Below are 25,761 nucleotides of genomic sequence, written 5' to 3'. Positions count from 1 at the left end.
CGGGGTAAGATCCTTATCAGTAATGCTTCAGCATTCGGTTGATGGACTGTTCCAGCCAGTAGCGCTGGGTGCCGAAGTTAATACGCAGGTAGTTTTCGCCGTTTTGTACGTAGTGGCTGCCATCTTCAATGACCACGCCAGCCTGTTTTGCGAAATGTTGAGTTAGCGCCGTCGCACTGCGATCGTCCGCACTGACGTCTATCCAGGCGAGATACGACGACTCCGGGTTCATCATCTTCCATGCAGGGAAGTGGGTCTGGATGGCATCCGCAAGGTAGCGGGCATTGCCACGCAGATAACCATTCAGCGCGTCGAGCCATGGCAGACCTTGCTGATAAGCCAGAATAATTCCCCACACGCCGAAGATATTGGGCGAGGTAATGGAGTTCTTCTCCAACTGCTGGCGGAAACGCTGGCGTAGCGAATCGTCTGGAATTATCGAGTAGGATGTTTTTAACCCGCCAAGGTTGAACGCTTTATTGGGGGAGGTCAGCACAATCAGGTTGTCCTGGGCGGCACAGCCCGAAGTCAGACAGCTGACGAATGTACCGTCCAGAATGTGCTCGGCGTGAACCTCATCAACCACCAGAATCGTGCCGTAGCGCTTACAGAGATCGGACACCTGGCGTATCTCATCCGCGCGCCAGATTCGCCCCGAGGGGTTATGCGGCGAGCAGAAGAACCACAGGGTGGGGCGGTGTGTTCGTAGCTGCTCTTCCACCCGATTAAAATCAAGTTGATAACGGTTATTTTCCACACTTAGCGGGTTAGCAAGTACTTGCACTCCCTGTCGCTGTGTCGCCATCGCAAACGGGTCATACACCGGGGTGTTCATCATCACGCAGTCGCCGGGTTTGCAGAACGCCTGAACCGTATAGTGCAGCGTGGAAACGGTGCCGTAGGTCAGGGTGATCCATGACTTATGCACCTCAACCTGATGACGGGTGCGCTGGAAGGCGATGACCGCATCGTAGAATTCGTCGAAGCACCAGGTGTAACCGAAGGTGCCATGCTCCACGATGCGCTGGAAGCCTTCAATCACAGCGGGTGGCGAGGTGAAATCCATGTCTGCTATCCACAGCGGGATAAATCCCTCCGGGACATCACCGAAACGCGAGCACACATACGTATGATCCCATTTACGGCATTTATCGCTTTTACGCTCAATGATTCTGTCGAAATCAAACACAACGACCCCCTGTTAAATTAAGGCTTCAATGCCGGATTTGACGCTCTGCACCTGCGGACCGATGATCACCTGAACGCTGTGGGCATCAAGCACCACTACTGACAAGGCGCCCGCGGCCTTCAGCGCCTGCTGGTCGATAAGCCCCATATCTTTTACCACCAGACGTAAGCGGGTAATGCAGTTGTCGAGCGACTCAATATTCTCTTTACCGCCAAGCGCGCGAAGAATAAGCCCATGATCGTATTTCGATTTTCCACGTGCCCGGGTATTGGCTTCCACCGCCTGGAGCGCGCCCTGCGCGTCAACCTCACGGCCCGGCGTTTTAATATCGTGCCTGAGGATGTACCAGCGGAAGACGAAGAAGTAGATAGCAAACCAGGCGATACCCACCGGGAACAGCAGATACCATTTGGTCGACATCCCCTGCATGACGCCGAAGATCAGCAGATCCAGAATGCCGCCGTCGGTGTTGCCGATGGTGACGCCGAGCAGCGCCATCACCATCAGCGCCAGGCCAGACATAACGATATGAAACGCGTAAAGCACAGGGGCAATAAACAGGAACAGGAACTCAATCGGCTCTGAAATACCCGTGACAACTGAAACCAGCACGCCTGAAAGCAGCAGCCCTTTAATCACCGGACGGTTTTCCGGGCGCGCGGTGCGGTAGATAGCGTAAGCCACGGCAGGCAGGCCGAAGATAAATGTCGGCATAAACCCTTGCGATAAAAATGCCGTAACGTGCGGGCTAAACGACAGGCCAGCTTTCAGCTCGGCGTAGAAAATGTTCAGCGCACCGGCCACTTCCTGGCCGTTAACCATCTCAATGCCGCCCGCCGGGGTGAAGCGCACCATCGCCAGCAGGATGTGGTGCAGGCCAAAAGGTTTGAGCAGCAGTACGCCTACGCCATACAGGAACGGCCCAAAGACGCTGGTGCTCTGGATGATATGACCAATCCCGGCAATGCCCATTGCCACATATTCCCACAGCAGGGGGATAAACAAGCCGACCAGCGACAGGGTGAGGGCGGTAATGATGGGCACAAAACGAATGCCGCTAAAGAAGGCAAACGCGTCGTGCAGCACCGTGTCCTGGAAACGTTCGTGCAGGAAGTAGGTGATCACCCCTACCACAATGCCGCCGAGCACGCCCATCTCCAGCGTTTGAATGCCAAGCACAATGGATTGTCCCACCTGTCTCATGGCGGCGGCATCCGCAAGCTGGTGGGTGGCGGTCAGGTAGTAGTTGATGCTCATGTTCATCAGCATGTAGCCAACGAATCCGGCAAAAGCGCCCACCGCTTTATTACGTCTGGCAAGGCCCATCGGGATCGCCATGGCAAACATCAGCGGCAGATAGGTAAAAGCAAAGCCGCCGACCATGGCGATAAAACCAAAGGTGAGCTGCGTTAACTCGCCGCCCAGAAAGGGAAAACTTTTGATGGTGGAAGGGCTGGTGACAGAACTACCGATACCTAACAACAACCCCATAAAGGCCAACAGTGAGACCGGGAACATAAACGTCTTTCCCAGGCTCTGGAAAAACTCCCACGCTTTCGATTTAAACGACTTTTCCTGTGTCATGTAGGGACTCCTCGGATTTTTAGGATAATGGAAGGCGCTGTCCGGCTTAAGGACGCGCCTTCATATTTGCGAGGCTTATAGTTATTTTTTTAGGTACTAACGTTATGCGCGATGGGTTCAGGCTTCAGCCGCAAGCAGCAGCCGGTTCGCCGAGCCGCAAACGGTGATTTTGCTTCTGACCACCTCTTTCATGGCATCCATGCCGACGCGCATGTAGAAGCGCGGATCGTTGCCCTGTGGGTTCTCGGCAAACCAGGCTTTGACTGCGTCAGAGAAGGCGATTTTCAGCTCTGTTGCGACGTTAACTTTGCAGACGCCCAGCTCAATGGTGCGGCGCACATCCTCATCCGGCACATCACTCGCACCGTGCAGCACCAACGGCACTGTCACTACCTCGCGGATCTCGGCCAGCCGCTGGAAGTCGATTTTTGGGCGTTTGGTATAGAGACCGTGCGCGGTACCGATGGCAACGGCGAGGCTGTCCACGCCTGTTAGTTCGACAAAGCGTTTTGCTTCCTGCGGGTCGGTCAGGAACGCGCTTTCGGCGTCGACGCTCATGTCATCTTCCACTCCGCCCAGTCGGCCCAGTTCGGCCTCGACGCTACAGTCGTTGAGGTGGCAGAAATCGACGACCGATTTCACCAGCTTGACGTTTTGTTCGAAGGGGTAATGGCTACCGTCGATCATTGCGCTACGTACGCCGGCATGGACTTTGCGGCGAATGTCGTCCAGCGATTCGTGGTGATCGAGGTGTAGCGCCAGCGGCATGTCATAAGTAAGGGAATATGCGCTGCACAAGGCGTAGATCTCTTCCAGCGCAATATGTTTAAACGTCCCCGGCGTACCCGCGAGGATCACCGGCGATCGCATTTCGCTACAGACTTCGAGGATCGCCTGGATCGTCTCGGCGTTATGGATGTTAAAGGCCGGAACGGCATAGCCCTTCGCCTGTGCGTCCTGCAAAAGATATTTGGTAGAAATAATACTCATGAGCCTGTCCTCTTAAGCCTGCCACGGATGAATAACGACGCCCTGGACCACACGGTTAACCGTACCGCTGGCGGATGGCGTATCCGGCGTATTGCCAACGTGCAGAGACTGGGTCAGTGCGAAGACCTGGGCGTACATCAGGAAGCAGAACGCCTGCTCCATATCGTTAAATGAACGGGAAGGCGGCAGCAGGATATGCGGGCCAGCTTCAATGACCGGATCCGTTTCGGCTGCAATGGCTACCACGCGCATAGCCTGACGATCGCGTCGCAGCTCGGCGAGCAGATCCCGATCGTACTGACGCGTATACGGATGGCTGGAGACAAACACGACGACCAGCGTTTCGTTGTCCACCAGCGACTTAGGCCCATGACGGAAACCTGTTGGCGAATCGTAGAATGCCGCCAGCTTGCCGGCGGTCAGCTCCAGCACCTTCAGCGCAGACTCCCGTGCGGCGCCCTGTAATCCACCGCTGCCCAGATAAACAATGCGTTTCCACGGTTCGTTACCAAAGACGCCGGGACTGAAATCGCCAAGCGATGTGAGGATCGCCTGACAGCGATCGGACACGTCGCGGAACGTTTTGCTGTTGATCGTTTCCGGTGCGAATACCGCCAGGCAGCTCGCCATCATGGTGGTGATGCTGCTTGTCATCGCGAACCCGCGATCGTGCGTTTCGGCTGGCATGAGCAGAGCGCAGGCGTTATCGCTGTCGACGGCATTCTGGTACAGGCTGCCTGCTTCATTACAGGTGATCGACAGGTGGTAGCACTCCGGTACAAACTGATTCGCCAGCTCAACGGCGGCGACGCTCTCCGGGCTATTGCCAGAACGGGCGAAAGAGACCAGCAGCAGCGGGTGCGAAGGGCTGAAATAATCCATCGGGTTGGTGACCAGATCGGTCGTAGGTATCGCGGTGATGTTTTTCCCCGTGTGGCTGGCAAGCCATGGCGCAATGATGTCGCCGATAAAAGCAGACGTACCCGCGCCGGTCAGAACGATCCGCAGATCGGGCTTGCGCAACAGTGGCGTCAGAAAACTGTCGATCGACGCGCGCAGATTATCAATATTGTTGAGCGAGCGAAGCCAGCTGGCTGGCTGCTGGCGGATCTCTTTTTCGGTCCAGGTGCCGGTGGTGGCGATAGTGGTTTGTGGCATAACTCAGTCCTTAGTCGTGTGAATTCCACATCAGACGCTGGCAAATGTGTCGCTATCTTTCGTTTCGTTTCACTTGTTCACTTTAGCAGTTAAAGAAAATCTATAGAAAAGAAATCGAAAGTTCAATGGCGAAAAAGAAATAAAACGAAAAGTGTGATCGCGAAAGGAAAGGTAAAAGTCAAGGAAAGGAAAAGAAAGGCCTTACGATCGTCTTCCGTAAGGCCAACAGGGCACACTGTGAAGGGGCTACAGGGAAAGAGCCTGACCCTGGATCCAGATCTGCCGGAGGTGTAAACCCGCATCCAGCGCAAGAACATTGGCGCGTTTGCCTGGCGCTAACGTTCCCAGCAGGTGATCCATACCGAGCAGACGGGCAGGATGCAGCGAGGCCATATGGATTGCGTTTTCTGGGGCGATCCCCGTATGCTCCACCATATTTCGCACGGCGGCATCCAGCGCGAGCGTGCTGCCCGCCAGCCCGCCTGAGGCCGTGCGGACAACGCCGCCCTGCATCTCGACATTTTCACCACACAACGTATAGCGCCCATCAGGCATCCCCGCCGCCTGCATGGCATCGGTAATCAGCACCGTACGATCCTTCGCGCAGCAACAACATAGCCGCATGGCTCCAGGATGAACGTGATGCCCGTCGGCAATAAGCTCCAGCCACGCGCGTGGGTCTGTAAGCCCGGCGCCAACCATGCCGGGCTCCCGGTGGTGTAACCCCGTCATGCCGTTGTAGCAGTGCACCAGCCCGGCTGCGCCTGCATCAAATGCGGCCAGGGTTTGCGCGTATGTAGCGGCGCTGTGGCCCAGCATGACGCGTATCCCTTTTTGCTTGAGGTGATGGATCGCCTTCAGGGCATCCACTTTTTCCGGAGCAAGCGCCACCACCCGCAGCGTGTTCTGCGAAACCGCAATCAGCTCATCAAGTTCCGCGAGATCCAGTTCGCGAAACAGTTCTGGCGGGTGCGCCCCTTTGTTCTGCGGTGTAAAGTACGGGCCTTCCAGATAGCTGCCCAGGATCTGCGCGCCGGGGCCACCGGCATGACAGCGCCGGGCAATGCGCCGTAACGCGCCATGGATCGCCTCCAGCGGAGCGGTGACGGTGGTAGGCAGAAACGCCCCCACGCCTTCACGCGCTTTGTGCATGGCTAACCGGTCCAGCACGTCGGGCGCATCATCCATCACATCCACACCCGCGCCGCCGTGGACGTGAATATCAATGTATGCCGGGCAAAGCAGGTCTGCCTCGCGGGTATTAACCCCTGCCGGAATCGGCTCGATGGCGGTGATGACGCCTCTATCCATACGCAGCTGATGGTCATCCAGCCAGCCCTGCCCGGTAAGCAGACGACGCGCGCGCAGCAGCTGGCTCATATCCCTTCCTCGGCGGGCGCTTCCTCGCGACAGCGTGCAAGTTCATCCACCAGGCTGGTCAGGCCGCGATGGCCGCACTCCAGCGCCTGCAAACGAAAGGCTTCACTGCTTAATCCGTCGCGCTCCAGAACCATCTCCAGCAAAAGCTGGAGATTGGTGCCGGTGATCACTTCGCTGCCGGGGCGCTGCATCGCGAGGGTAGAGGCCACACGAAACGGCGTACCGCCGAGAAGATCGGTGAGAAACACAATATCGTGCTCTGCATCCAGTTCATTCACTGCCTGCTCAAGCTGCCCGGTCAGCCGCGCAGTGGTGGAGCTTTCCGGAAAATCGATGGCGATAAACTGCGGCTGTTCGCCGAGGATTTGCTTCATCGCCTGTTCCAGCCCGCTGGCAAAACCGCCGTGACCCGTCAAAATAATGCCTAACATCGCAACCTCTTTGCTTTTTACAGGAAGTGACAGAATTTACCGACAACGCCCAGCACCACAGTGATACCAATCAGGCGCAGCGGGCTCCAGCCACGGCGTACCAGCCAGAACATGGTCAGGGTGTAGACCAGCGGCAGAAAGGCGGGCATCAGTTTGTCGATCACATCGGTTTGCAGTTTGACGACTGCATCCCCGGCTTTAATCTCGAGTGTGGTATTCAGGCGCACATAGGTTGCCACCAGCGCACCAATCACTGTCATCCCGACAATGGACGCAGCATGACCAACCTTTTTGGTGTTGGCCTTGATCAGCGGGATCGCGGCGACACCCATTCGGTAGGCATAGTGCGCCAGACCAAAACGCAGGCCGAGATGCACCACGTTAAACAGCACGATAAAGACCACCGCGCCAAGAATGGATCCCTGTAGCGCCAGGCTGGCGCCAATCCCCCCGCAGATGGGCAGCAGGGTCAGCCAGAACATGGCGTCACCAATGCCACCGAGCGGTGCGCCGACGGCAATTTTAGTGCTCTGGATGCTGTTCACATCCTGCTTGGAACGCTCCATTGCCAGAATAATGCCGATGACGAAGGTCACCAGGAACGGGTGGGTGTTGAAGAAGCCCATATGGCCTTTCATGGCGCGCGCCAGGTCCCGCTTATTGGTGTGGATCTTTTTCAGCGCGGGCAGTAGCCCATACAGCCAGCCGGAGGCCTGCATACGCTCGTAGTTAAACGAGGCCTGTAGCAGCATGGAACGCCAGGCGACACGGTTAATATCCTTTTTCGTTAGCTCAGCGCCAATACTCTGGTCTTCGTAGACGTTTTCATTCACGCCGGTCAGCAGTGTCTCTTCACTTTCAGACACGCCCGGCAGGGTGGTGTGATTAGATGCCATCTTCAAATTCCTCTTTCTGGGCCGCAGGCGCCGTGGGTTCAGGCGATTTGCGCAGCAGGTCGATCAGCGCCATCGCCAGCGCAGCCGCGGCAATCGCCAGCACCGGGAGTTTCAGCCAGGCCGCGGCGACAAAGCCGATAATGAAGTAAGGGATGTAAACGTTTTTCATCATGATCTTCAGCAGCACGGCGAAGCCGATCGCTGGCATGATGCCGCCCGCGACGCCGAGACCGTCGATCAGACGTTCCGGCAGCACGTCAATGGCGGTTTTCGCATGTTCAGCCCCGAAGTAGATGGGCAGAAATGCACACAGGAAGTAGAAGACGCCGAGCGCCAGCAGTGCCAGATAGTTGACCCGTTCAATACCACGGGTGTCTGCGTTAGCCGCCATGCGATCGCAGCGGGACATCACGCCGGACATCACCGAGAAGAGGAAGGTGATCCCCATCTGAACCGCCACGGCAAACGGCACGGCGACCCCAACGGCGACATCCGGCTTCACGCCTGTAGTAATGGCAAATGTGGTGCCAACGATGGTGCCGATAATCACGTTTGGCGGCTGCGCGCCCGCCAGCGGCGCGAGTCCCATCCAGACCAGTTCTAACGTACCGCCGGTCAGAATTCCGGTGTGCAAATCGCCCAGAATCAGGCCAACCAGTGGCCCGAGTACCACCGGACGGTGCATGTGTGTTAAGCCGTTAAACATATCCAGGCCCGCTATAAAGGCGAGAAGCCCCAGCGCGAAAGCCTGCAACAGACTGATTTCCATTGTGAATCCCTCAGAGCAGTTTAAAGAGATCCAAAGCAGTCTCTGTTGGAACGCCCTGAACGAAGCATTCCACTCCGGCCGCCTTCAGGCCGTTAAACGCGGCGATATCGTTCGCGTCTACAGATACCGTTTTGGCAATTTGCTGTTTGCCACTGGCGTAATGCATATTTCCGACGTTAATACGGGTGATGGGCACGCCGCCCTCGACCAGCGTTAAAAAATCAGCCGGTGTTTTACAGACCAGCAGAATTTTCTGCCGGTCGGCGGCGCGATGAATGTTGTCGATCACTTTTTGCAGGGACCAGAAACGCACGGCGATGCCTTCCGCCAGCACCATCTCCATCAGGTTTTGCTGAACCGGATCGTCTGCAACCTCGTCATTTGCCACCAGCACCAGGTTCGCCCCCGCAAACCCCACCCACTGTACGCCCACCTGACCGTGGATCAGGCGTTCATCAATGCGGCATAAGACAATGTTTGGCATAGCGTTTTCCTCTTTTTAATTATGCGTGTTGAGTCGTTACGCCTTCGCAGGCGGCATGGTACTGCTGGAGTATGTCCTGAATGTGGTCGAGGATGAGTTCCCGTGTTGTGGACCTGAGAGCGCCATCGCGAACTTTGCTGTACTGCAACGGCAGATACTGGCTGATCAGCGGCAGCGGGATCGGTTCATCCGCCAGGTTGCGTACCAGCCGCTCAAAGGCGTCGTCAATCTGGCTGTCTGGCCAGTAATAGCGCACGCGGTCGGAATAGCTGTAACCGCGCGCCAGGCGACGGGCATTGCCGTCGCCGTGATAGTGGCTTTGCCAGTATTCCGGGCGATCGAGCATCACGTTTTCCAGGACGTGACGCAGCCCTGAGCAGGCTTTTGCCGGCAGCAGCTCTTCTTCAATTGCTGCCAGTGAGAACAGCGCTTCGCGCAGCGCGAAGGTTAGCGCAGGGCCGACTTTCAGAATGGCGAAGTGATCTTTCACCAACTGGCGCAGCGCCTGCGGCGTCTGGTAATCGGTAGAGTGTGCTTCAAATACAAGCGTGTCGTAGGCTTCAACCATCTCGCTCAGCGCGACGGCTTTATGCGGTTGATAGTCACAAACCTGCGCATGGTCGAACTCAACGCCAGGCTGAACCACCAGGCCAATAATGCGCGGCCAGATGTCGCTTAACCCTTCCTTCTCGAATGCGTGGCGGTGTGCCTCAAGCGTGGCGCGTGCCGCCTCTGGCGTGGTGACCTCAAGCTCGGTCAGCGTCTCGTGTGCCCCACCGGGAACCGGAACTTCCGTGCCGATAACGTAGACCAGATCGGCTACGCCAAATTGCTCGAGACAGGTGGTTTCGGCAATTTTAGCCAGCCGAGCGGCACGCCCGGCAACGATTGCATCGGTTAACGGAACCGGGTCGTCTTCGCAGGACATGCTGCAATCGAGGTGAATTTTTTTAAACCCGGCCGCCACGTAGCTTCTGATCAGATCGTCGGCGTTTGCCATCGCCTGCGAAGCCGGCAGGTTTTGCCAGCGGTTTGGACCTAAATGATCGCCGCCAAGGATCAGCTGCGAGGTGGGGAAACCAAGAGATCCCGCCAGCTTGCAGACAAACCCATAAAAATCGGCGGGCGTCATACCGGTATAACCGCCAAACTGATCCACCTGGTTTGAGGTGGCTTCAATCAGCAGAGGCGTCTGTTGTGAATGGGCGTAGCGTAGTGCAGCTTCAAGTACCAGTGGATGTGCGGAACAGACGGCATAAATCCCGTTTGTATTCCCCCGTTTATGTTGTTCCACCATTTCTGTCAGATGTTTCACTTTCCTCTCCATTTCGGATGGTGTTGGCATTCATCTTTCGTTTTGTTTCATTTGATACTGCATTATGGTGGGGTAAAAATAAAACGAAAGATAATAGTTTTCCGATCTGTTTCACAAAAGAAACATAATGAAAGGTTTCAGCGGCGGTAAAGCTTGCGTCTGCCCACCATACAGGGCTTGCATTCCCTCAAAAGAAAGGCGTTAATAAGCAAAACGAAATGAAACGAAAGTGTATTTACTAAGGAGCTCGTATGAGCAGCACCGATTCATCCGCAGAGAAGCGCATCACCGGCACCAGTGAAAGGCGAGAGCAGATCATTCAGCGGTTGCGGGCGCAGGGAAGCGTGCAGGTTAACGATCTTTCTCTTTTATACGGCGTGTCGACGGTGACGATCCGTAACGATCTGGCCTTTCTGGAAAAGCAGGGGATTGCCGTTCGCGCTTACGGCGGCGCGCTGATTTGCGAAGGCAATGCCCCCGGCGTGGAGCCGTCCGTTGAGGACAAAAGTTCCCTTAATACGGCAGTAAAGCGCAGCATCGCGCAGGCGGCGGCTGAACTGGTGAAGCCGGGTCATCGCATTATTCTGGACTCCGGCACCACGACCTTTGAAATTGCCCGCATGCTGCGCCAGCACACCGATGTCATTGCCATGACCAACGGGATGAATGTGGCAAACGCGCTGCTGGAAGCGGAGGGCGTAGAGCTGCTGATGACCGGCGGGCATTTGCGCCGTCAGTCGCAGTCCTTCTACGGTGACCAGGCGGAGCAGTCCTTACAGAATTACCATTTTGACCTGCTGTTCCTGGGCGTCGATGCCATCGATCTCGACCGGGGGGTGAGTACGCACAACGAGGATGAAGCCCGTCTGAACCGCAAAATGTGCGAGGTGGCGGAGCGTATTATCGTGGTCACGGACTCCAGCAAGTTTAACCGTTCAAGCCTGCATAAAATTATTGATACCCAGCGGATCGACATGATTATCGTTGATGAAGGCATTCCGGCGGAAAGCCTGGAAGGGTTACGCAAAAGCGGGATCGATGTGGTGCTGGTTTGAGGGGGCTTTTCCCCTCACCCCATAGGGGAGAGGGGACTGCCCGGTGCGGCTTTTTTACCCTCTCCCCTGTGGGGAGAAGGCAGGATGAGGGGCCATCAGGTCACCGGCGCCGGGTTAAACACCGCCAGCGAGTTATGCAATCCCCATTGATCGGAGAAGGTTTTCTTCCGCCCGCTTGCCACATCCAGAATGAAGTGGAACAGCTTCCAGCCCACCTCTTCAATACTCTCTTCCCCGGTGGCGATGGTGCCCGCGTTGATATCCATTAAGTCATACCAGCGGTTTGCCAGCTCGGTGCGGGTCGCCATTTTGATCACCGGTACCGCCATCAGGCCGTACGGCGTGCCGCGCCCGGTGGTAAAGACCTGTACCGTAATGCCGGATGCCACCTGCTGGGTGCCGCACACGAAATCACTGGCAGGCGTTGCCGCGTAGATCAAACCGCGTTTGGTTGGTCGCTGGCCAGGGGAGAGCACTTCCACAATCGCGCTCTGGCCGGATTTGGCAATTGACCCGAGGGCCTTTTCCACCACGTTCGCCAGGCCGCCTTTCTTGTTACCCGGAGACGGGTTGGCGCTGCGGTCCGTTTTGCCCATGTCGAGATAGTTATCGTACCAGGCCATCTCCTCCAGCAGGCGTTTGCCCACCTCTTCGTTGACGGCGCGCGGCGTGAGCAGGTGGATAGCATCACGCACTTCGGTCACTTCGGAGAACATCACCGTGGCGCCGCAGCGCACGAACAGATCGGAGGCATAACCTACCGCCGGGTTAGCGGTGACGCCGGAAAACGCATCGCTGCCGCCACACTGTGTCCCAACGACCAGTTCAGAGGCCGGGCAGGTTTCACGCTGGCGTTTGTTCAGCTTCTCCAGATGGCGCTCTGCCACCTGTAAAATGTCGTCGATCATCGATCTGAAGCCGACATGGTGTTCATCCTGAAGACGCACAATACTGGCATCGTCAACCGGAATGGCTTTCACATCCTCCGTACCCTGCAACAGGCGTTCTGGCTGCAATTTTTCACAGCCGAGACCAATCACCATGACCTCACCGCCAAAGTTTGGGTTAAGGGCGATATTGTGAATCGTACGGATCGGCACGACCGCTGCGGGCGCATTGATCGCCACGCCGCAGCCGTACAGGTGGTTAAGACCCACCACGCCGTCAACGTTGGGGTATTTCGGCAGCAGATCGCGCTCAATAATTTTCACCACGTAATCCACTACGCCCGCCACGCAATGCACGCTGGTGGTGATGCCAAGCAGGTTTTTGGTTCCCACGCTGCCATCCGCGTTGCGGTAACCTTCGAAGGTATAACCCTCCAGCGGAGGCAACGGCTCAGGGACGCGGGTAGCCAGCGGCAACGACTCCAGCGGCGGGGCGGTGGGCAGCTCAACCAGCGACTCCTCAATCCAGCTACCCTGCGGGATAGCGCGCACCGCATAGCCGATGACTTCGCCGTAGCGCACGATTTCGCCCTGCGCCGGGATATCGACCAGTGCGACTTTATGCCCCTGCGGAATGTGCTCAATCAGCTCCAGGCCATCCGGAAAGCGGGTGCCAGCTTTTAAGCCATTGTCGTTGACAATAATCGCCACGTTATCGGTATCGTGCACTTTTATATAGAACGCCGTCGGCGACGCCTGTCGAATTTCAATATCGGCCATTGTTCACTCTTCTCCAGCAAAATATCTGATACTAAATATAGCCAGATGGTTAATTGTTTCTTATTGAGGAAATAAAGAATGCCAGGAGAGGAAAGGTGAGAATGTGATCGCGATCGCTCCCGAACCACTAATCGTTGATTCTGTGCATCAGCGCCCACTGTGTTGGGCATATGCTCAAAATAGCGTGCTACTCCCGTTGGATAATTGAGCATTGAGACAATGTGCTGCCGGGTGGTGACGATTATACTGAATGACGATTTTATAACGCCAAAATTCAGTCAGGAAAATAAATATAACGCTGACGCTGAGTCGGAATAAATAAGAAAAGCTACTGGCTAAAACTGCGGAATTAAAAAAGGTATAAGTAATGAGTAACGACATCTTCCCGAATAAATTTAAAGCGGCCCTTGCGGCGCATCAGATTCAGATTGGCTGCTGGTCTGCGCTGGCCAACCCCATCAGCACCGAAGTGCTGGGCCTGGCCGGGTTCGACTGGCTGGTGCTGGACGGCGAACATGCGCCAAACGATATCAACACGTTTATTCCGCAGCTGATGGCGCTGAAAGGCAGCCACAGCGCGCCGGTGGTGCGTGTGCCCACCAACGAGCCGGTGATCATCAAGCGTCTGCTGGATATCGGCTTCTACAACTTCCTGATCCCGTTTGTTGAAACGGAAGAAGAAGCGGTGCTGGCCGTGGCGGCGACCCGCTATCCACCGGAAGGGATCCGCGGCGTGTCCGTCTCGCACCGCGCCAACATGTTTGGCACCGTGCCGGACTATTTCGCCCAGTCCAACAAAAACATCACCATTCTGGTTCAGATCGAGAGCCAGCAGGGGGTCGATAACGTCGACGCTATTGCTGCGACGGAGGGGGTAGACGGCATTTTCGTCGGCCCGAGCGATCTGGCGGCCGCCTTTGGTCATCTGGGCAACGCCAGCCATCCGGACGTGCAGCGCGCAATTCAGCACATTTTTGCCCGTGCCAAAGCGCACGGTAAACCGTGCGGCATTCTGGCGCCAGTGGAAGCCGATGCCCGCCGCTACCTGGAGTGGGGCGCAACGTTTGTTGCCGTCGGCAGCGATCTCGGCGTATTCCGCGCCGCCACGCAGAAGTTAGCGGACGCTTTTAAAAAATAACCATCATTGAGGAAACAGATTATGACGCTGAAAGTGGGTTTTATTGGCCTGGGTATCATGGGCAAACCAATGAGCAAAAACCTCATCAAAGCAGGTTACTCACTGGTGGTTTTAGATCGTAATTCAGACGCGGTGGCAGAGGTGATTGCGGCTGGCGCAGAAACGGCGACAACCGCAAAAGCGATTGCTGAGCAGTGCGACGTGATTATCACCATGCTGCCAAACTCCCCGCACGTGAAAGAGGTGGCGCTGGGTGAGAACGGCATTATCGACGGCGCGAAGCCGGGCCTTGTGGTGATCGACATGAGTTCTATCGCACCGCTGGCAAGCCGCGAAATCAGCGAGGCGCTGAAAACGAAGGGCGTAGAGATGCTGGATGCGCCGGTCAGCGGCGGCGAACCGAAAGCCATCGACGGCACCCTGTCGGTGATGGTCGGGGGCGATAAAGCCGTGTTCGACAAATACTACGACCTGATGAAAGCCATGGCCGGCTCCGTGGTGCACACCGGTGAAATTGGCGCAGGCAACGTCACCAAGCTGGCAAACCAGGTGATTGTGGCGTTGAACATCGCGGCCATGTCCGAAGCGCTGACGCTGGCCACCAAAGCGGGCGTTAATCCGGATCTGGTCTATCAGGCCATTCGCGGTGGTCTGGCGGGCAGCACCGTGCTGGATGCCAAGGCGCCGATGGTGATGGATCGTAACTTCAGGCCGGGCTTCCGCATCGATCTGCACATTAAGGATCTGGCGAATGCGCTGGATACCTCCCACGGCGTGGGCGCGCAGCTGCCGCTGACTGCCGCCGTCATGGAGATGATGCAGGCGCTGCGTGCGGACGGTCTGGGCACCGCCGATCACAGCGCGTTAGCGTGCTATTACGAAAAACTGGCGAAGGTTGAAATTGCTCGCTAATGACGTCCTGCCCGGTGGCGTTACGCTTACCGGGCCTACGGCTCAGGCATACAACTATGAAAATCGTAATCGCGCCAGACTCTTATAAAGAAAGCCTGTCTGCCACCGAGGTGGCGCAGGCGATAGAAAAAGGATTTCGGGAAATTTTCCCCGATGCTCATTACGTGTCTGTTCCCGTTGCTGACGGCGGAGAAGGTACGGTTGAAGCGATGATCGCTGCGACGCAGGGCACCTGGCAGCAGGCTGTCGTCACCGGCCCGTTAGGGGAAAAGGTGAAGGCCAGCTGGGGGATCTCGGGCGACGGTACCACCGCGTTTATCGAGATGGCCGCCGCCAGCGGCCTGGTGCTTGTTCCTCCCGCGCAGCGTAACCCGCTGGTCACGACGTCGCGCGGGACGGGGGAGCTGATCCTCAGCGCGCTGGATAAAGGCGCGCGCAACATCATTATCGGTATCGGCGGGAGCGCAACCAACGATGGGGGCGCGGGTATGATGCAGGCGCTGGGCGCGAAGTTTACGGATGCGAACGGGACGGAGATCGGCTACGGCGGCGGCAGCCTGATGGCGCTTAACCGGATTGATATTTCCGATCTCGATCCGCGTCTTCAGGGATGCGCAATCCGCGTCGCCTGTGACGTGACGAATCCGCTGGTCGGTGAAAGCGGCGCGTCGCGTATCTTTGGCCCGCAAAAAGGCGCCACGGAGGAGATGATCCTCGAACTCGACGCCAATCTTAGCCACTACGCCGGGGTGATCAAAAAATCACTGCGCATTGACGTCAACCGGGTTCCGGGGGCTGGCGCCGCGGGCGGCATGGGCGCGGCGCTGATGGCCTTCCTGGGCGCTGAGCTGAAAAGCGGCATCGAGATTGTCACTCAGGCGCTCAATCTTGAAGAACATATTCACGACTGCACGTGGGTGCTGACCGGGGAAGGGCGCATCGACAGCCAGAGCATTAATGGCAAAGTGCCCGTCGGTGTGGCGAGCGTCGCCAAAAAATACCATAAGCCGGTGATCGGGATTGCCGGAAGTCTGACGCAGGATGTGGGTGTGGTGCATCAGTACGGCATCGACGCGGTGTTCAGCGTACTGACCCGCATCGGTTCACTGGAAGAGGCGTTCCAGGGAGCGTATGACAACATTTACCGCACCTCGCGGAATATCGCGGCCACATTGCAGGTAGGCATGCGTAGCCAGGGGTGACAGCGGCGCGCAAACCCTCTATACTGCGCGCCGAAGCTGACCAGACAGTCGCCGCTTCGTCGTCGTCCCTTTCGGGGGAGACGGGCGGAGGGGAGGAAAGTCCGGGCTCCACAGGGCAGGGTGCCAGGTAACGCCTGGGGGGGAAACCCACGACCAGTGCAACAGAGAGCAAACCGCCGATGGCCCGCGCAAGCGGGATCAGGTAAGGGTGAAAGGGTGCGGTAAGAGCGCACCGCGCGGCTGGTAACAGTCCGTGGCACGGTAAACTCCACCCGGAGCAAGGCCAAATAGGGGTTCACATGGTACGGCCCGTACTGAACCCGGGTAGGCTGCTTGAGCCAGTGAGCGATTGCTGGCCTAGATGAATGACTGTCCACGACAGAACCCGGCTTATCGGTCAGCTTCAACTTCTTACGAAACCCCGCTTCGGCGGGGTTTTTGCTTTCAGAAGGTTGCAGGCCGGGTAAGCGAAGCGCCAAACGACATTAATTCTCAATTTTGCGATGCTAAGCACATTTCACTATTTGCCTGACTGTGCATTCCTCTCATCTGCTGCGCATGATCGCAATCACAAAATTTAACGCTATGAAATTAGAAAATTTTAGTGTTGAGCAGATGTTGTAAATGTTTAGTCAGTGATGCCGAATGTTATTCATTTGATAATTTAATATTGAATCTTAAAACATTCTTCTGGTGAATGTGTGATATATCCCACTCTTTAACCGGAAAGTGTATAAATATTCCTGGTAAAGTTGATAAACCACAAAAATGTTTTAAAGGAATAATGGTGTTTTATTAACCTTTAATTGCCTGAAAGATAGCCTTTATTAATATTTTTAAGGCAAAAAAATTCACGCTGGTTATTGCCATAAAATAAATTTATTACCGCGTTTTTTATTGATCAATATCAGCGTAAATGTGTATTTTTATTGTAATAAGCATTTGATTTATAAAGACATAATTAGATTTCGGGTGCGGTTGAAAACAGAGCGTCCTGGCAAATTGTGAGTAACAGCACATACCCCCTGAAACAATATTGGGTAGAATCCGCTGCGTCATAGGGAAATAAGCGCAGAATATTATGAATACTATTATTCTACCGAAAACACAGCACCTCGTGGTATTTCAGGAAGTCATCAAAAGTGGCTCCATAGGTTCTGCTGCAAGACAACTGGGGCTGACGCAACCTGCCGTCAGCAAAATCATCAGCGACATCGAATCCTACTTTGGGGTGGAAGTGATGGTGCGTAAGAACACCGGCGTAAAACTCACTGCCGCCGGTCAGGTGCTGCTGTCCTACGCTGAGTCGATCACCCGCGAAATGAAAAACATGGTGAGCGAGATTAACAGCCTCAGTTTCAGTACCGTCATGGACGTCTCTTTTGGCTATCCGTCGCTGATTGGCTTCACCTTCCTGTCCGGGATGATCAAAAAATTCAAGGAAGTGTTCCCGAAAGCGCGCGTCTCAATGTATGAAGCGCAGCTCTCTTCATTCCTGCCCGCCATTCGCGATGGCCGGCTGGATTTCGCCATCGGCACGCTGAGCGACGGGATGCAGCTTCAGGATCTTCACGTTGAGCCACTGTTTGAATCCGAGTTTGTGCTGGTGGCGAGTAAATCACGAACGTGCACCGGCCCGACCAGACTGGCATCGCTCACGCACGAGCAGTGGGTGATGCCGCAAACCGATATGGGCTACTACAACGAACTCCTGACCACCCTGCAAGACAACCACATCAGCATTGAAAACATCGTCCAGACCGATTCCGTCGTCACCATCTATAACCTTGTCCTCAATGCCGATTACCTGACGGTGATCCCCCGTGACATGATTGCGCCATTCGGCTCGGACCAGTTTATTGTTCTGCCGGTGGAAGATGAATTACCCGTGGCGCGTTATGCCGCCGTGTGGTCAAAAAATTACAGTATTAAAAAATCGGCGTCAGTATTAGTTGAACTGGCAAAACAATATTCGTCGATGAATATCGAAAAACGACGATAGAAATAATGATGATTTAAAACACCCGGAGCGACGCTTTTTAACGCTCTGATACCCTGACTTTGCCTGAAAACAATGAATTATTATAACGAGGATATTATGCACATTACTTACGATCTCCCGGTGACCATTGAAGATATTCAGGACGCCAGAAAAAGACTGGCGGGAAAGATCTATAAAACCGGTATGCCGCGCTCGAATTATCTGAGCGAACGGTGTAAGGGTGAGATATTCCTGAAATTTGAAAATATGCAGCGTACCGGTTCGTTTAAAATACGTGGGGCTTTTAATAAATTAAGCTCGCTGACCGATGCGGAAAAACGCAAGGGCGTGGTGGCCTGTTCCGCAGGGAACCACGCGCAGGGGGTCTCTCTCTCCTGCGCCATGCTCGGCATCGACGGCAAAGTGGTCATGCCGATGGGCGCGCCGAAATCCAAGGTTGCCGCCACGCGTGACTACTCTGCCGAAGTGGTGCTGCACGGCGAGAACTTTAACGACACCATCGCCAAAGTGAGCGAAATCGTCGAGATGGAAGGGCGCATTTTTATCCCGCCTTACGACGATCCGAAAGTCATTGCCGGCCAGGGCACCATCGGCCTGGAAATCCTCGAAGATTTATATGACGTGGATAACGTGATTGTCCCCATCGGCGGCGGCGGTTTAATTGCCGGTATTGCGACAGCAATTAAATCCATCAACCCAACTATCAATATTATCGGCGTGCAGTCTGAAAATGTGCACGGAATGGCGGCATCGTATCAGGCCGGAGAAATAACCAGTCATCGTATTACCGGCACATTAGCTGACGGCTGCGACGTGTCTCGCCCAGGTAATTTAACCTTCGAAATTGTTCGTGAATTAGTCGATGACATTGTGCTGGTCAGCGAAGACGAGATTCGCAACAGCATGATCGCGCTTATTCAGCGAAATAAGGTGGTCACGGAAGGTGCCGGTGCGCTGGCGTGCGCGGCGTTATTAAGCGGCAAGCTGGACCACTATATTCAGGGCCGAAAAACCGTCTGCATTATTTCCGGCGGCAATATCGATCTCTCCCGTGTTTCCCAAATTACCGGCTTCGTTGACGCATAAAGGATGACTTATGAGCAACACAGAAAGCATTATCGTTGGCCAGACAAAAACGTCCACCTGGCGTAAATCGGATACCACCTGGACGCTCGGCCTGTTTGGTACCGCCATTGGCGCAGGCGTGCTGTTCTTCCCTATCCGTGCAGGCTTTGGCGGCCTGATCCCTATCCTGCTGATGCTGGTACTCGCGTTCCCGATTGCCTTTTACTGCCACCGCGCGCTGGCGCGTCTGTGTTTGTCCGGCAGTAACGTCTCCGGCAACATCACCGAAACGGTGGAGGAGCATTTTGGTAAGACCGGCGGGGTGGTGATCACCTTCCTCTACTTCTTTGCCATTTGCCCGCTGCTGTGGATTTACGGCGTCACCATTACCAACACCTTTATGACCTTCTGGGAAAACCAGCTCCAGATGCCCGCCCTGAACCGCGGCGTGGTGGCGCTGTTCCTGCTGCTGCTGATGGCCTTTGTTATCTGGTTCGGTAAAGACCTGATGGTGAAAGTGATGAGCTACCTGGTGTTCCCGTTCATCGCCAGCCTGGTGTTAATTTCTCTCTCGCTGATCCCGTACTGGAACTCGGCGGTGATCGACCAGGTTAACCTGAGCGATATCGCCTTCACCGGTCATGACGGCATTCTGGTCACGGTGTGGCTGGGGATCTCCATCATGGTCTTCTCCTTCAACTTCTCGCCTATCGTCTCCTCGTTTGTGGTCTCCAAGCGCGAAGAGTACGAACCGGAGTTCGGGAAAGAGTTTACCGAGCAGAAATGTTCCAAAATCATCGGTCGCGCCAGCCTGCTGATGGTGGCGGTGGTGATGTTCTTCGCCTTTAGCTGCCTGTTTACGCTCTCTCCGCAGAACATGGCGGACGCCAAAGCGCAGAACATTCCGGTGCTCTCTTACCTGGCGAACCACTTCGCGTCGATGTCAGGCAGTAAATCCACGTTCGCCACGGTGCTGGAATACGGCGCCTCCATCATCGCGCTGGTCGCTATCTTTAAATCCTTCTTCGGCCACTATCTGGGCACGCTGGAGGGGCTGAACGGTCTGATCCTCAAGTTCGGTTACAAGGGCGACAAGAAGAAAGTCTCCGTGGGCAAGCTGAACACCATCAGCATGGTCTTCATCATGGGCTCCACCTGGATTGTGGCCTACGCCAACCCGAACATCCTGGACCTTATTGAAGCCATGGGTGCGCCAATTATCGCCTCTCTGCTGTGCCTGCTGCCGATGTACGCCATCCGCAAGGCGCCTGCGCTGGCGAAATACAAAGGCCGGACCGAGAACATCTTCGTAACCGTGGTCGGACTGCTGACCATTCTGAACATCGTGTACAAACTGTTTTAAACCAAAGCTCAGGAAGAGCGGAGCCATACCATGATTGAGTTTCCGGTAGTACTGGTCATTAACTGCGGATCGTCCTCTGTTAAGTTCTCGGTGCTGGACGCCGCAGGCTGCGATGCCCTGATGACGGGCATTGCGGACGGCATCAACACAGAAAAAGCCTTTATTTCCGTGAATGGGGGTGAGCCGGTCAGACTGGCTCACCAGGACTACGAAGGGGCGCTGGCCGCCATCGCCCTGGAGCTGGAGAAACGCAACCTGATGGTCAGCGTGGCCTTGATTGGCCATCGCATTGCCCACGGCGGCGACCTCTTCAGCGAGTCGACCCTGATCACGGAAGAGGTGATGGCGCAGATCCGCGAGGTCTCCCCGCTGGCGCCGCTGCATAACTACGCCAACCTGAGCGGCGTGGAAGCCGCCGGGCGCCTGTTCCCCGGCGTGCAGCAGGTGGCGGTATTTGATACCAGCTTCCACCAGACCATGGCGCCGCAGGCGTATCTGTACGGCTTGCCGTACCGCTATTTTGAAGAGCTGGGCGTGCGCCGCTACGGTTTCCACGGCACCTCTCACCGCTACGTGTCGGCGCAGGCGCACGCGCTTCTCGGGCTCTCTCCCGATGACAGCGGCCTGGTGATTGCCCATCTCGGCAACGGGGCGTCCATCTGCGCGGTGCGTAACGGCGTAAGCGTGGACACGTCCATGGGGATGACGCCGCTTGAAGGACTGGTGATGGGCACGCGCTGCGGCGACGTGGATTTTGGCGCGATGGCGTGGATTGCCCGGCAGACCGGCCAGTCGTTCGAGGATCTGGAGCGCGTGGTCAACAAAGAGTCCGGGCTGCTGGGGATCTCTGGCATCTCCTCCGATTTGCGCGCGCTGGAGAAAGCCTGGCATGACGGCAACGAGCGGGCGCGGCTGGCAATAAAGACCTTTGTCCACCGGATTGCGCGACATATCGCCGGTCATGCCGCGTCCCTGCACCGTCTGGATGGCGTGGTGTTTACCGGCGGGATCGGTGAGAACTCCGTGCTTATCCGCGCGCTGGTGGTGGAGCATCTTAAGGTGTTTGGCATCATCCTCGACGAGTCCAAAAATGCCCTGCCGGGCAGCGCGGGCGAGCGCGTGATCTCTACCGAGTCGTCCCGCGCGGCCTGCGCGGTGATCCCTACCAATGAAGAAAAAATGATCGCACTGGATGCCCTCCGTCTTGGGAAGGTTACTCCGGCTGCGGCTTACGCCTGATAAAGCGAGAATCTGATGAAAGTAACAATCGATACGGGCGTCGCGCCTTACAGCGACGCATGGGCCGGGTTTCGCGGTGAAGAATGGAAAAACGCCATTAACGTGCGCGATTTTATTCAGCATAACTACACCCCTTATGAAGGCGATGAAGCTTTCCTCGCGCAGGCGACGCCAGCAACGACGGCGCTGTGGCAGAAGGTGATGGTCGGCATTCGTCAGGAGAATGCTACTCACGCTCCGGTGGATTTTGACACCAACATCGCCACTACTATTACCGCGCACGGGCCGGGCTATATTGATCAGGAGCTGGAGACGATCGTTGGCCTGCAAACCGACAAGCCGCTCAAGCGCGCCCTGCATCCGTACGGCGGGATCAACATGATCCGCAGTTCGTTCGAAGCTTACGGTCGCGAGATGGATCCGCAGTTTGAATATCTCTTCACAGACCTGCGCAAAACCCACAACCAGGGCGTGTTTGACGTCTACTCTCCGGAGATGATGCGCTGTCGCAAATCGGGGGTGCTGACCGGTCTGCCGGACGGCTACGGGCGCGGACGCATCATCGGCGACTACCGTCGCGTGGCGCTGTACGGCATCAGCTATCTGGTGCGCGAGCGTGAACTTCAGTTCGCCGATCTCCAGGGGAAACTGGAGCGCGGAGAAGATCTGGAGGCCACGATCCGCCTGCGCGAGGAGCTGGCGGAGCATAAACGTGCGTTGCTCCAGATCCAGCAGATGGCGGCGAACTATGGCTTTGATATTTCACGTCCGGCGATGAATGCGCAGGAAGCGGTGCAGTGGGTCTACTTTGCCTACCTTGCCGCAGTGAAATCCCAGAATGGCGGGGCGATGTCGCTGGGGCGCACGGCCTCGTTCCTTGATATCTACATTGAACGCGACATGCAGGCAGGACGGCTGAATGAGGTGCAGGCCCAGGAGCTGATCGACCACTTCATCATGAAGATCCGCATGGTACGCTTCCTGCGCACGCCGGAGTTCGACACGCTCTTCTCCGGCGATCCGATCTGGGCCACGGAAGTGATTGGCGGCATGGGGCTGGATGGCCGCACGCTGGTGACCAAAAACAGCTTCCGCTACCTGCATACCCTGCACACCATGGGGCCTGCGCCGGAGCCAAACCTGACGATCCTCTGGTCCGAACAACTGCCGATCGCGTTCAAGAAATACGCCGCGCAGGTGTCGATCGTCACCTCCTCGCTGCAATACGAGAACGACGATCTGATGCGCGCCGACTTCAACAGCGACGACTACGCCATTGCCTGCTGCGTCAGCCCGATGGTGATCGGCAAGCAGATGCAGTTCTTCGGCGCACGCGCCAACCTGGCGAAAACGCTGCTGTATGCAATCAACGGCGGGGTGGATGAGAAGCTGAAGATCCAGGTGGGGCCGAAAACCGAGCCGCTGCTGGATGAGGTACTGGATTACGACACCGTAATGGCGAGCCTCGATCACTTCATGGACTGGCTGGCGGTGCAGTACATCAGCGCGTTGAATCTCATTCACTATATGCATGATAAATACAGCTACGAAGCCTCGCTGATGGCGCTGCACGACCGGGACGTCTACCGCACCATGGCCTGCGGCATTGCCGGGCTGTCGGTGGCGGCGGATTCCCTGTCGGCCATCAAATACGCCACGGTAAAACCGGTGCGCGACCACACCGGTCTGGCGGTCGATTTCGTCATCGAAGGCGACTATCCGCAGTACGGCAACAACGACGATCGCGTGGACAGTATCGCCTGCGATCTGGTTGAGCGCTTTATGAAGAAAATCCAGGCGCTGCCGACGTACCGCAACGCGGTACCGACGCAGTCGATCCTGACCATCACCTCCAACGTGGTTTACGGGCAGAAGACCGGCAACACGCCGGACGGACGTCGCGGCGGCACGCCGTTTGCGCCTGGCGCCAACCCGATGCACGGGCGCGACAGAAAAGGGGCGGTGGCGTCGTTAACCTCGGTCGCCAAGCTGCCGTTCACCTATGCCAAAGACGGGATCTCCTACACCTTCTCCATCGTGCCGCAGGCACTGGGCAAGGACGAGCCGGTGCGCAAAACCAACCTTGTCGGGCTGCTGGACGGATACTTCCACCACGAAGCGACCATTGAGGGCGGGCAACACCTGAACGTCAACGTGATGAACCGGGAGATGCTGCTGGATGCCATTGCCCATCCGGAGAACTATCCGAACCTGACGATCCGCGTTTCAGGCTATGCGGTGCGGTTTAACGCTCTGACGCGCGAGCAGCAGCAGGACGTGATTTCGAGGACGTTTACGCAGGCGATGTAATACAGGCTTCATCTTCAGCCTCCTCAAATGGGGAGGCTTTTAATTTTGTGAACGCCGTCAATTTTAGAAAACTTACTCTCCTTTCTGCTATCCTGAAGTAATATTATTCTCTCGCTTTAGAAAATCCACATAAAAGTTGTGACTTTTTTCTCCCGCGCTCCGGATATGATCTTCCCATATCAATAACTCACACCTGCACCCTCTGACTCGCAATCGCTGGCGATCGGAACCTTATAAAAACAACCAGTTACCCTACAAAATAAGCGAGTGCCCAATGAATATGGCAACAAACAGCAGTGTGATTGTGAGTGATTCCCCTGCGGCAAGGCGGGCGGGAATGAGCGAAAGCGAATGGCGAGAGGCGATCAAATTCGACAGCACCGATACGGGCTGGGTCATCATGAGTATCGGGATGGCTATCGGCGCGGGCATCGTTTTTCTTCCTGTGCAGGTCGGGTTAATGGGGCTGTGGGTGTTTTTACTCTCGTCGATAATTGGTTATCCGGCTATGTACCTGTTCCAGCGCCTGTTTATTAATACGCTGGCGGAATCACCGGAATGCAAAGATTACCCGAGCGTCATTAGCGGTTATTTAGGTAAAAACTGGGGCATCTTATTGGGTGCGCTTTATTTCGTGATGCTGGTGATCTGGATGTTTGTCTATTCCACGGCTATCACCAACGACAGCGCATCCTACCTACACACCTTCGGCGTAACCGACGGTTTGCTGTCGGAAAATCCGTTCTACGGCTTATTCCTGATCTGCATTCTGGTCGCCATTTCGTCGCGCGGTGAAAAACTGCTGTTTAAAGTCTCCAGCCTGATGGTGCTGACCAAATTATTTGTGGTGGCGGCGCTGGGGCTTTCGATGATTGGCCTCTGGCATTTAGCCAACGTCGGTATGCTGCCGCCGATGGGCCTGCTGATTAAAAACGCCATTATTACGCTGCCTTTCACCTTAACCTCCATTCTGTTTATTCAGACATTAAGCCCGATGGTGATTTCCTATCGTTCACGGGAAAAATCCGTTGAGGTGGCGCGTCATAAAGCGCTGCGGGCAATGAATATCGCTTTTGGCGTGCTGTTTGTGACGGTCTTTTTCTACGCGGTCTCCTTTACGCTGGCGATGGGGCACGACGAGGCGGTAAAAGCCTACGAGCAGAATATTTCCGCCCTGGCAATCGCAGCACAGTTCATCAGCGGTGACGGTGCGGGCTGGGTCAAAATCGTCAGCGTGATCCTCAACATTTTTGCCGTGATGACCGCGTTCTTTGGCGTCTATCTCGGCTTTCGTGAGGCGACGCAGGGCATCGTGATGAACATCCTGCGCCGCAAAATGCCGGCGGAGAAAATCAATGAAAGCACCGTCCAGCGCGGGATTATGCTGTTCGCTATCCTGCTGGCCTGGAGCGCGAATGTGTTAAACGCGCCGGTGCTGAGCTTCACCTCCATCTGTAGCCCTATTTTCGGGATGGTGGGTTGCTTAATTCCGGCGTGGCTGGTCTACAAAGTGCCCGCACTTCATAAATATAAAGGCGTATCGCTGGTGATTATTGTGATTACCGGGCTGCTGCTTTGTGTTTCTCCTTTCCTCGCCTTCTCATGAGGTTAA

The 25,761-nt window shown here is 55.9% G+C and carries 21 protein-coding genes and 1 other RNA gene; 11 read left to right on the top strand and 11 right to left on the bottom strand.

Annotated elements, in window-relative coordinates:
* Positions 1–16 precede the first annotated feature (16 nt).
* From LOC22_RS07805 to kbaZ, 10 genes are all read right to left on the bottom strand, one after another.
* Positions 17–1,189, bottom strand: coding sequence for a MalY/PatB family protein (locus tag LOC22_RS07805; RefSeq protein ID WP_126499188.1), 1,173 nt, complete (start codon positions 1,187–1,189; stop codon positions 17–19).
* 12 nt (positions 1,190–1,201) lie between these two features.
* A complete protein-coding gene (malX, locus tag LOC22_RS07800) occupies positions 1,202–2,773 on the bottom strand; it encodes a maltose/glucose-specific PTS transporter subunit IIBC (protein WP_230239478.1) in 1,572 nt (523 codons plus the stop codon).
* 117 nt (positions 2,774–2,890) lie between these two features.
* On the bottom strand, positions 2,891–3,763 hold the full coding sequence (gene kbaY / locus LOC22_RS07795; protein ID WP_032669107.1) for a tagatose-bisphosphate aldolase subunit KbaY: 873 nt from the start codon (positions 3,761–3,763) through the stop codon (positions 2,891–2,893).
* A gap of 12 nt (positions 3,764–3,775) precedes the next feature.
* A complete protein-coding gene (locus tag LOC22_RS07790; protein WP_015571960.1) occupies positions 3,776–4,921 on the bottom strand; it encodes an SIS domain-containing protein in 1,146 nt (381 codons plus the stop codon).
* A gap of 246 nt (positions 4,922–5,167) precedes the next feature.
* The gene (gene nagA / locus LOC22_RS07785) at positions 5,168–6,301 is read right to left on the bottom strand and encodes an N-acetylglucosamine-6-phosphate deacetylase (protein WP_017382442.1); all 1,134 of its coding nucleotides are present in this window, start codon (positions 6,299–6,301) and stop codon (positions 5,168–5,170) included.
* Complete coding sequence (agaF, locus tag LOC22_RS07780; protein WP_032104425.1) at positions 6,298–6,732, bottom strand: PTS galactosamine/N-acetylgalactosamine transporter subunit IIA; 435 nt, start codon at positions 6,730–6,732, stop codon at positions 6,298–6,300. Before agaF ends, nagA begins: the two co-directional genes overlap by 4 nt.
* A 17-nt stretch (positions 6,733–6,749) precedes the next feature.
* Complete coding sequence (gene agaE / locus LOC22_RS07775) at positions 6,750–7,628, bottom strand: PTS N-acetylgalactosamine transporter subunit IID (protein WP_017693933.1); 879 nt, start codon at positions 7,626–7,628, stop codon at positions 6,750–6,752.
* Positions 7,618–8,397: a PTS N-acetylgalactosamine transporter subunit IIC gene (gene agaW, locus LOC22_RS07770; RefSeq protein ID WP_003861730.1), complete on the bottom strand. Its 780-nt coding sequence runs from the start codon at positions 8,395–8,397 to the stop codon at positions 7,618–7,620. Before agaW ends, agaE begins: the two co-directional genes overlap by 11 nt.
* Before the next feature lie 10 nt (positions 8,398–8,407).
* Positions 8,408–8,881 carry a PTS N-acetylgalactosamine transporter subunit IIB gene (gene agaV / locus LOC22_RS07765; RefSeq protein WP_003861728.1) on the bottom strand — a complete coding sequence of 158 codons (474 nt, stop codon included), beginning with the start codon at positions 8,879–8,881 and terminating at the stop codon, positions 8,408–8,410.
* Positions 8,882–8,900: 19 nt separating this feature from the next.
* Entirely contained in the window at positions 8,901–10,208 is a 1,308-nt protein-coding gene (gene kbaZ / locus LOC22_RS07760) for a tagatose-bisphosphate aldolase subunit KbaZ (RefSeq protein ID WP_230239546.1), read from the bottom strand.
* Between the two features lie 239 nt (positions 10,209–10,447).
* Between kbaZ and LOC22_RS07755 the strand changes: the two genes are divergently transcribed.
* Positions 10,448–11,251, top strand: a complete 804-nt coding sequence (locus LOC22_RS07755) for a DeoR family transcriptional regulator (protein WP_015571958.1) — start codon at positions 10,448–10,450, stop codon at positions 11,249–11,251.
* A 95-nt stretch (positions 11,252–11,346) separates the two neighbouring features.
* Here LOC22_RS07755 and garD read toward each other — a convergent pair whose 3' ends face one another.
* Positions 11,347–12,918: a galactarate dehydratase gene (gene garD, locus LOC22_RS07750; protein WP_196083078.1), complete on the bottom strand. Its 1,572-nt coding sequence runs from the start codon at positions 12,916–12,918 to the stop codon at positions 11,347–11,349.
* A 367-nt stretch (positions 12,919–13,285) separates the two neighbouring features.
* On the opposite strand from garD, the gene garL reads away from it, so the two are divergent.
* The 10 genes from garL to LOC22_RS07700 all read left to right on the top strand — a co-directional run bounded on the left by garL (position 13,286) and on the right by LOC22_RS07700 (position 25,755).
* Complete coding sequence (gene garL / locus LOC22_RS07745; protein WP_003862676.1) at positions 13,286–14,056, top strand: 2-dehydro-3-deoxyglucarate aldolase; 771 nt, start codon at positions 13,286–13,288, stop codon at positions 14,054–14,056.
* A gap of 21 nt (positions 14,057–14,077) precedes the next feature.
* Positions 14,078–14,968: a 2-hydroxy-3-oxopropionate reductase gene (gene garR / locus LOC22_RS07740; protein ID WP_230239477.1), complete on the top strand. Its 891-nt coding sequence runs from the start codon at positions 14,078–14,080 to the stop codon at positions 14,966–14,968.
* A 56-nt stretch (positions 14,969–15,024) separates the two neighbouring features.
* Entirely contained in the window at positions 15,025–16,170 is a 1,146-nt protein-coding gene (garK, locus tag LOC22_RS07735; RefSeq protein WP_032655201.1) for a glycerate 2-kinase, read from the top strand.
* A 32-nt stretch (positions 16,171–16,202) separates the two neighbouring features.
* An RNA gene (gene rnpB, locus LOC22_RS07730) (RNase P RNA component class A) lies at positions 16,203–16,579 on the top strand.
* A 672-nt stretch (positions 16,580–17,251) separates the two neighbouring features.
* A complete protein-coding gene (gene tdcA, locus LOC22_RS07725) occupies positions 17,252–18,172 on the top strand; it encodes a transcriptional regulator TdcA (RefSeq protein ID WP_006812085.1) in 921 nt (306 codons plus the stop codon).
* A gap of 96 nt (positions 18,173–18,268) precedes the next feature.
* A complete protein-coding gene (gene tdcB / locus LOC22_RS07720) occupies positions 18,269–19,258 on the top strand; it encodes a bifunctional threonine ammonia-lyase/L-serine ammonia-lyase TdcB (protein WP_032655731.1) in 990 nt (329 codons plus the stop codon).
* Positions 19,259–19,268: 10 nt separating this feature from the next.
* A complete protein-coding gene (gene tdcC / locus LOC22_RS07715) occupies positions 19,269–20,600 on the top strand; it encodes a threonine/serine transporter TdcC (protein ID WP_006812083.1) in 1,332 nt (443 codons plus the stop codon).
* Positions 20,601–20,630: 30 nt separating this feature from the next.
* Positions 20,631–21,839: a propionate kinase gene (gene tdcD, locus LOC22_RS07710; protein ID WP_180260608.1), complete on the top strand. Its 1,209-nt coding sequence runs from the start codon at positions 20,631–20,633 to the stop codon at positions 21,837–21,839.
* A 15-nt stretch (positions 21,840–21,854) separates the two neighbouring features.
* Positions 21,855–24,149 carry a formate C-acetyltransferase gene (gene pflB / locus LOC22_RS07705; RefSeq protein WP_048246824.1) on the top strand — a complete coding sequence of 765 codons (2,295 nt, stop codon included), beginning with the start codon at positions 21,855–21,857 and terminating at the stop codon, positions 24,147–24,149.
* Positions 24,150–24,423: 274 nt separating this feature from the next.
* Entirely contained in the window at positions 24,424–25,755 is a 1,332-nt protein-coding gene (locus LOC22_RS07700; RefSeq protein ID WP_230239476.1) for an amino acid permease, read from the top strand.
* Positions 25,756–25,761: the final 6 nt, after the last annotated feature.

It is taken from the genome of Enterobacter sp. AN-K1 (assembly GCF_020971765.1).
GTDB lineage: Bacteria > Pseudomonadota > Gammaproteobacteria > Enterobacterales > Enterobacteriaceae > Enterobacter > Enterobacter hormaechei_C.
The sequence above is the reverse complement of the archived record's forward strand: the minus strand, read 5'-3'. Positions and strand labels throughout refer to the sequence as shown.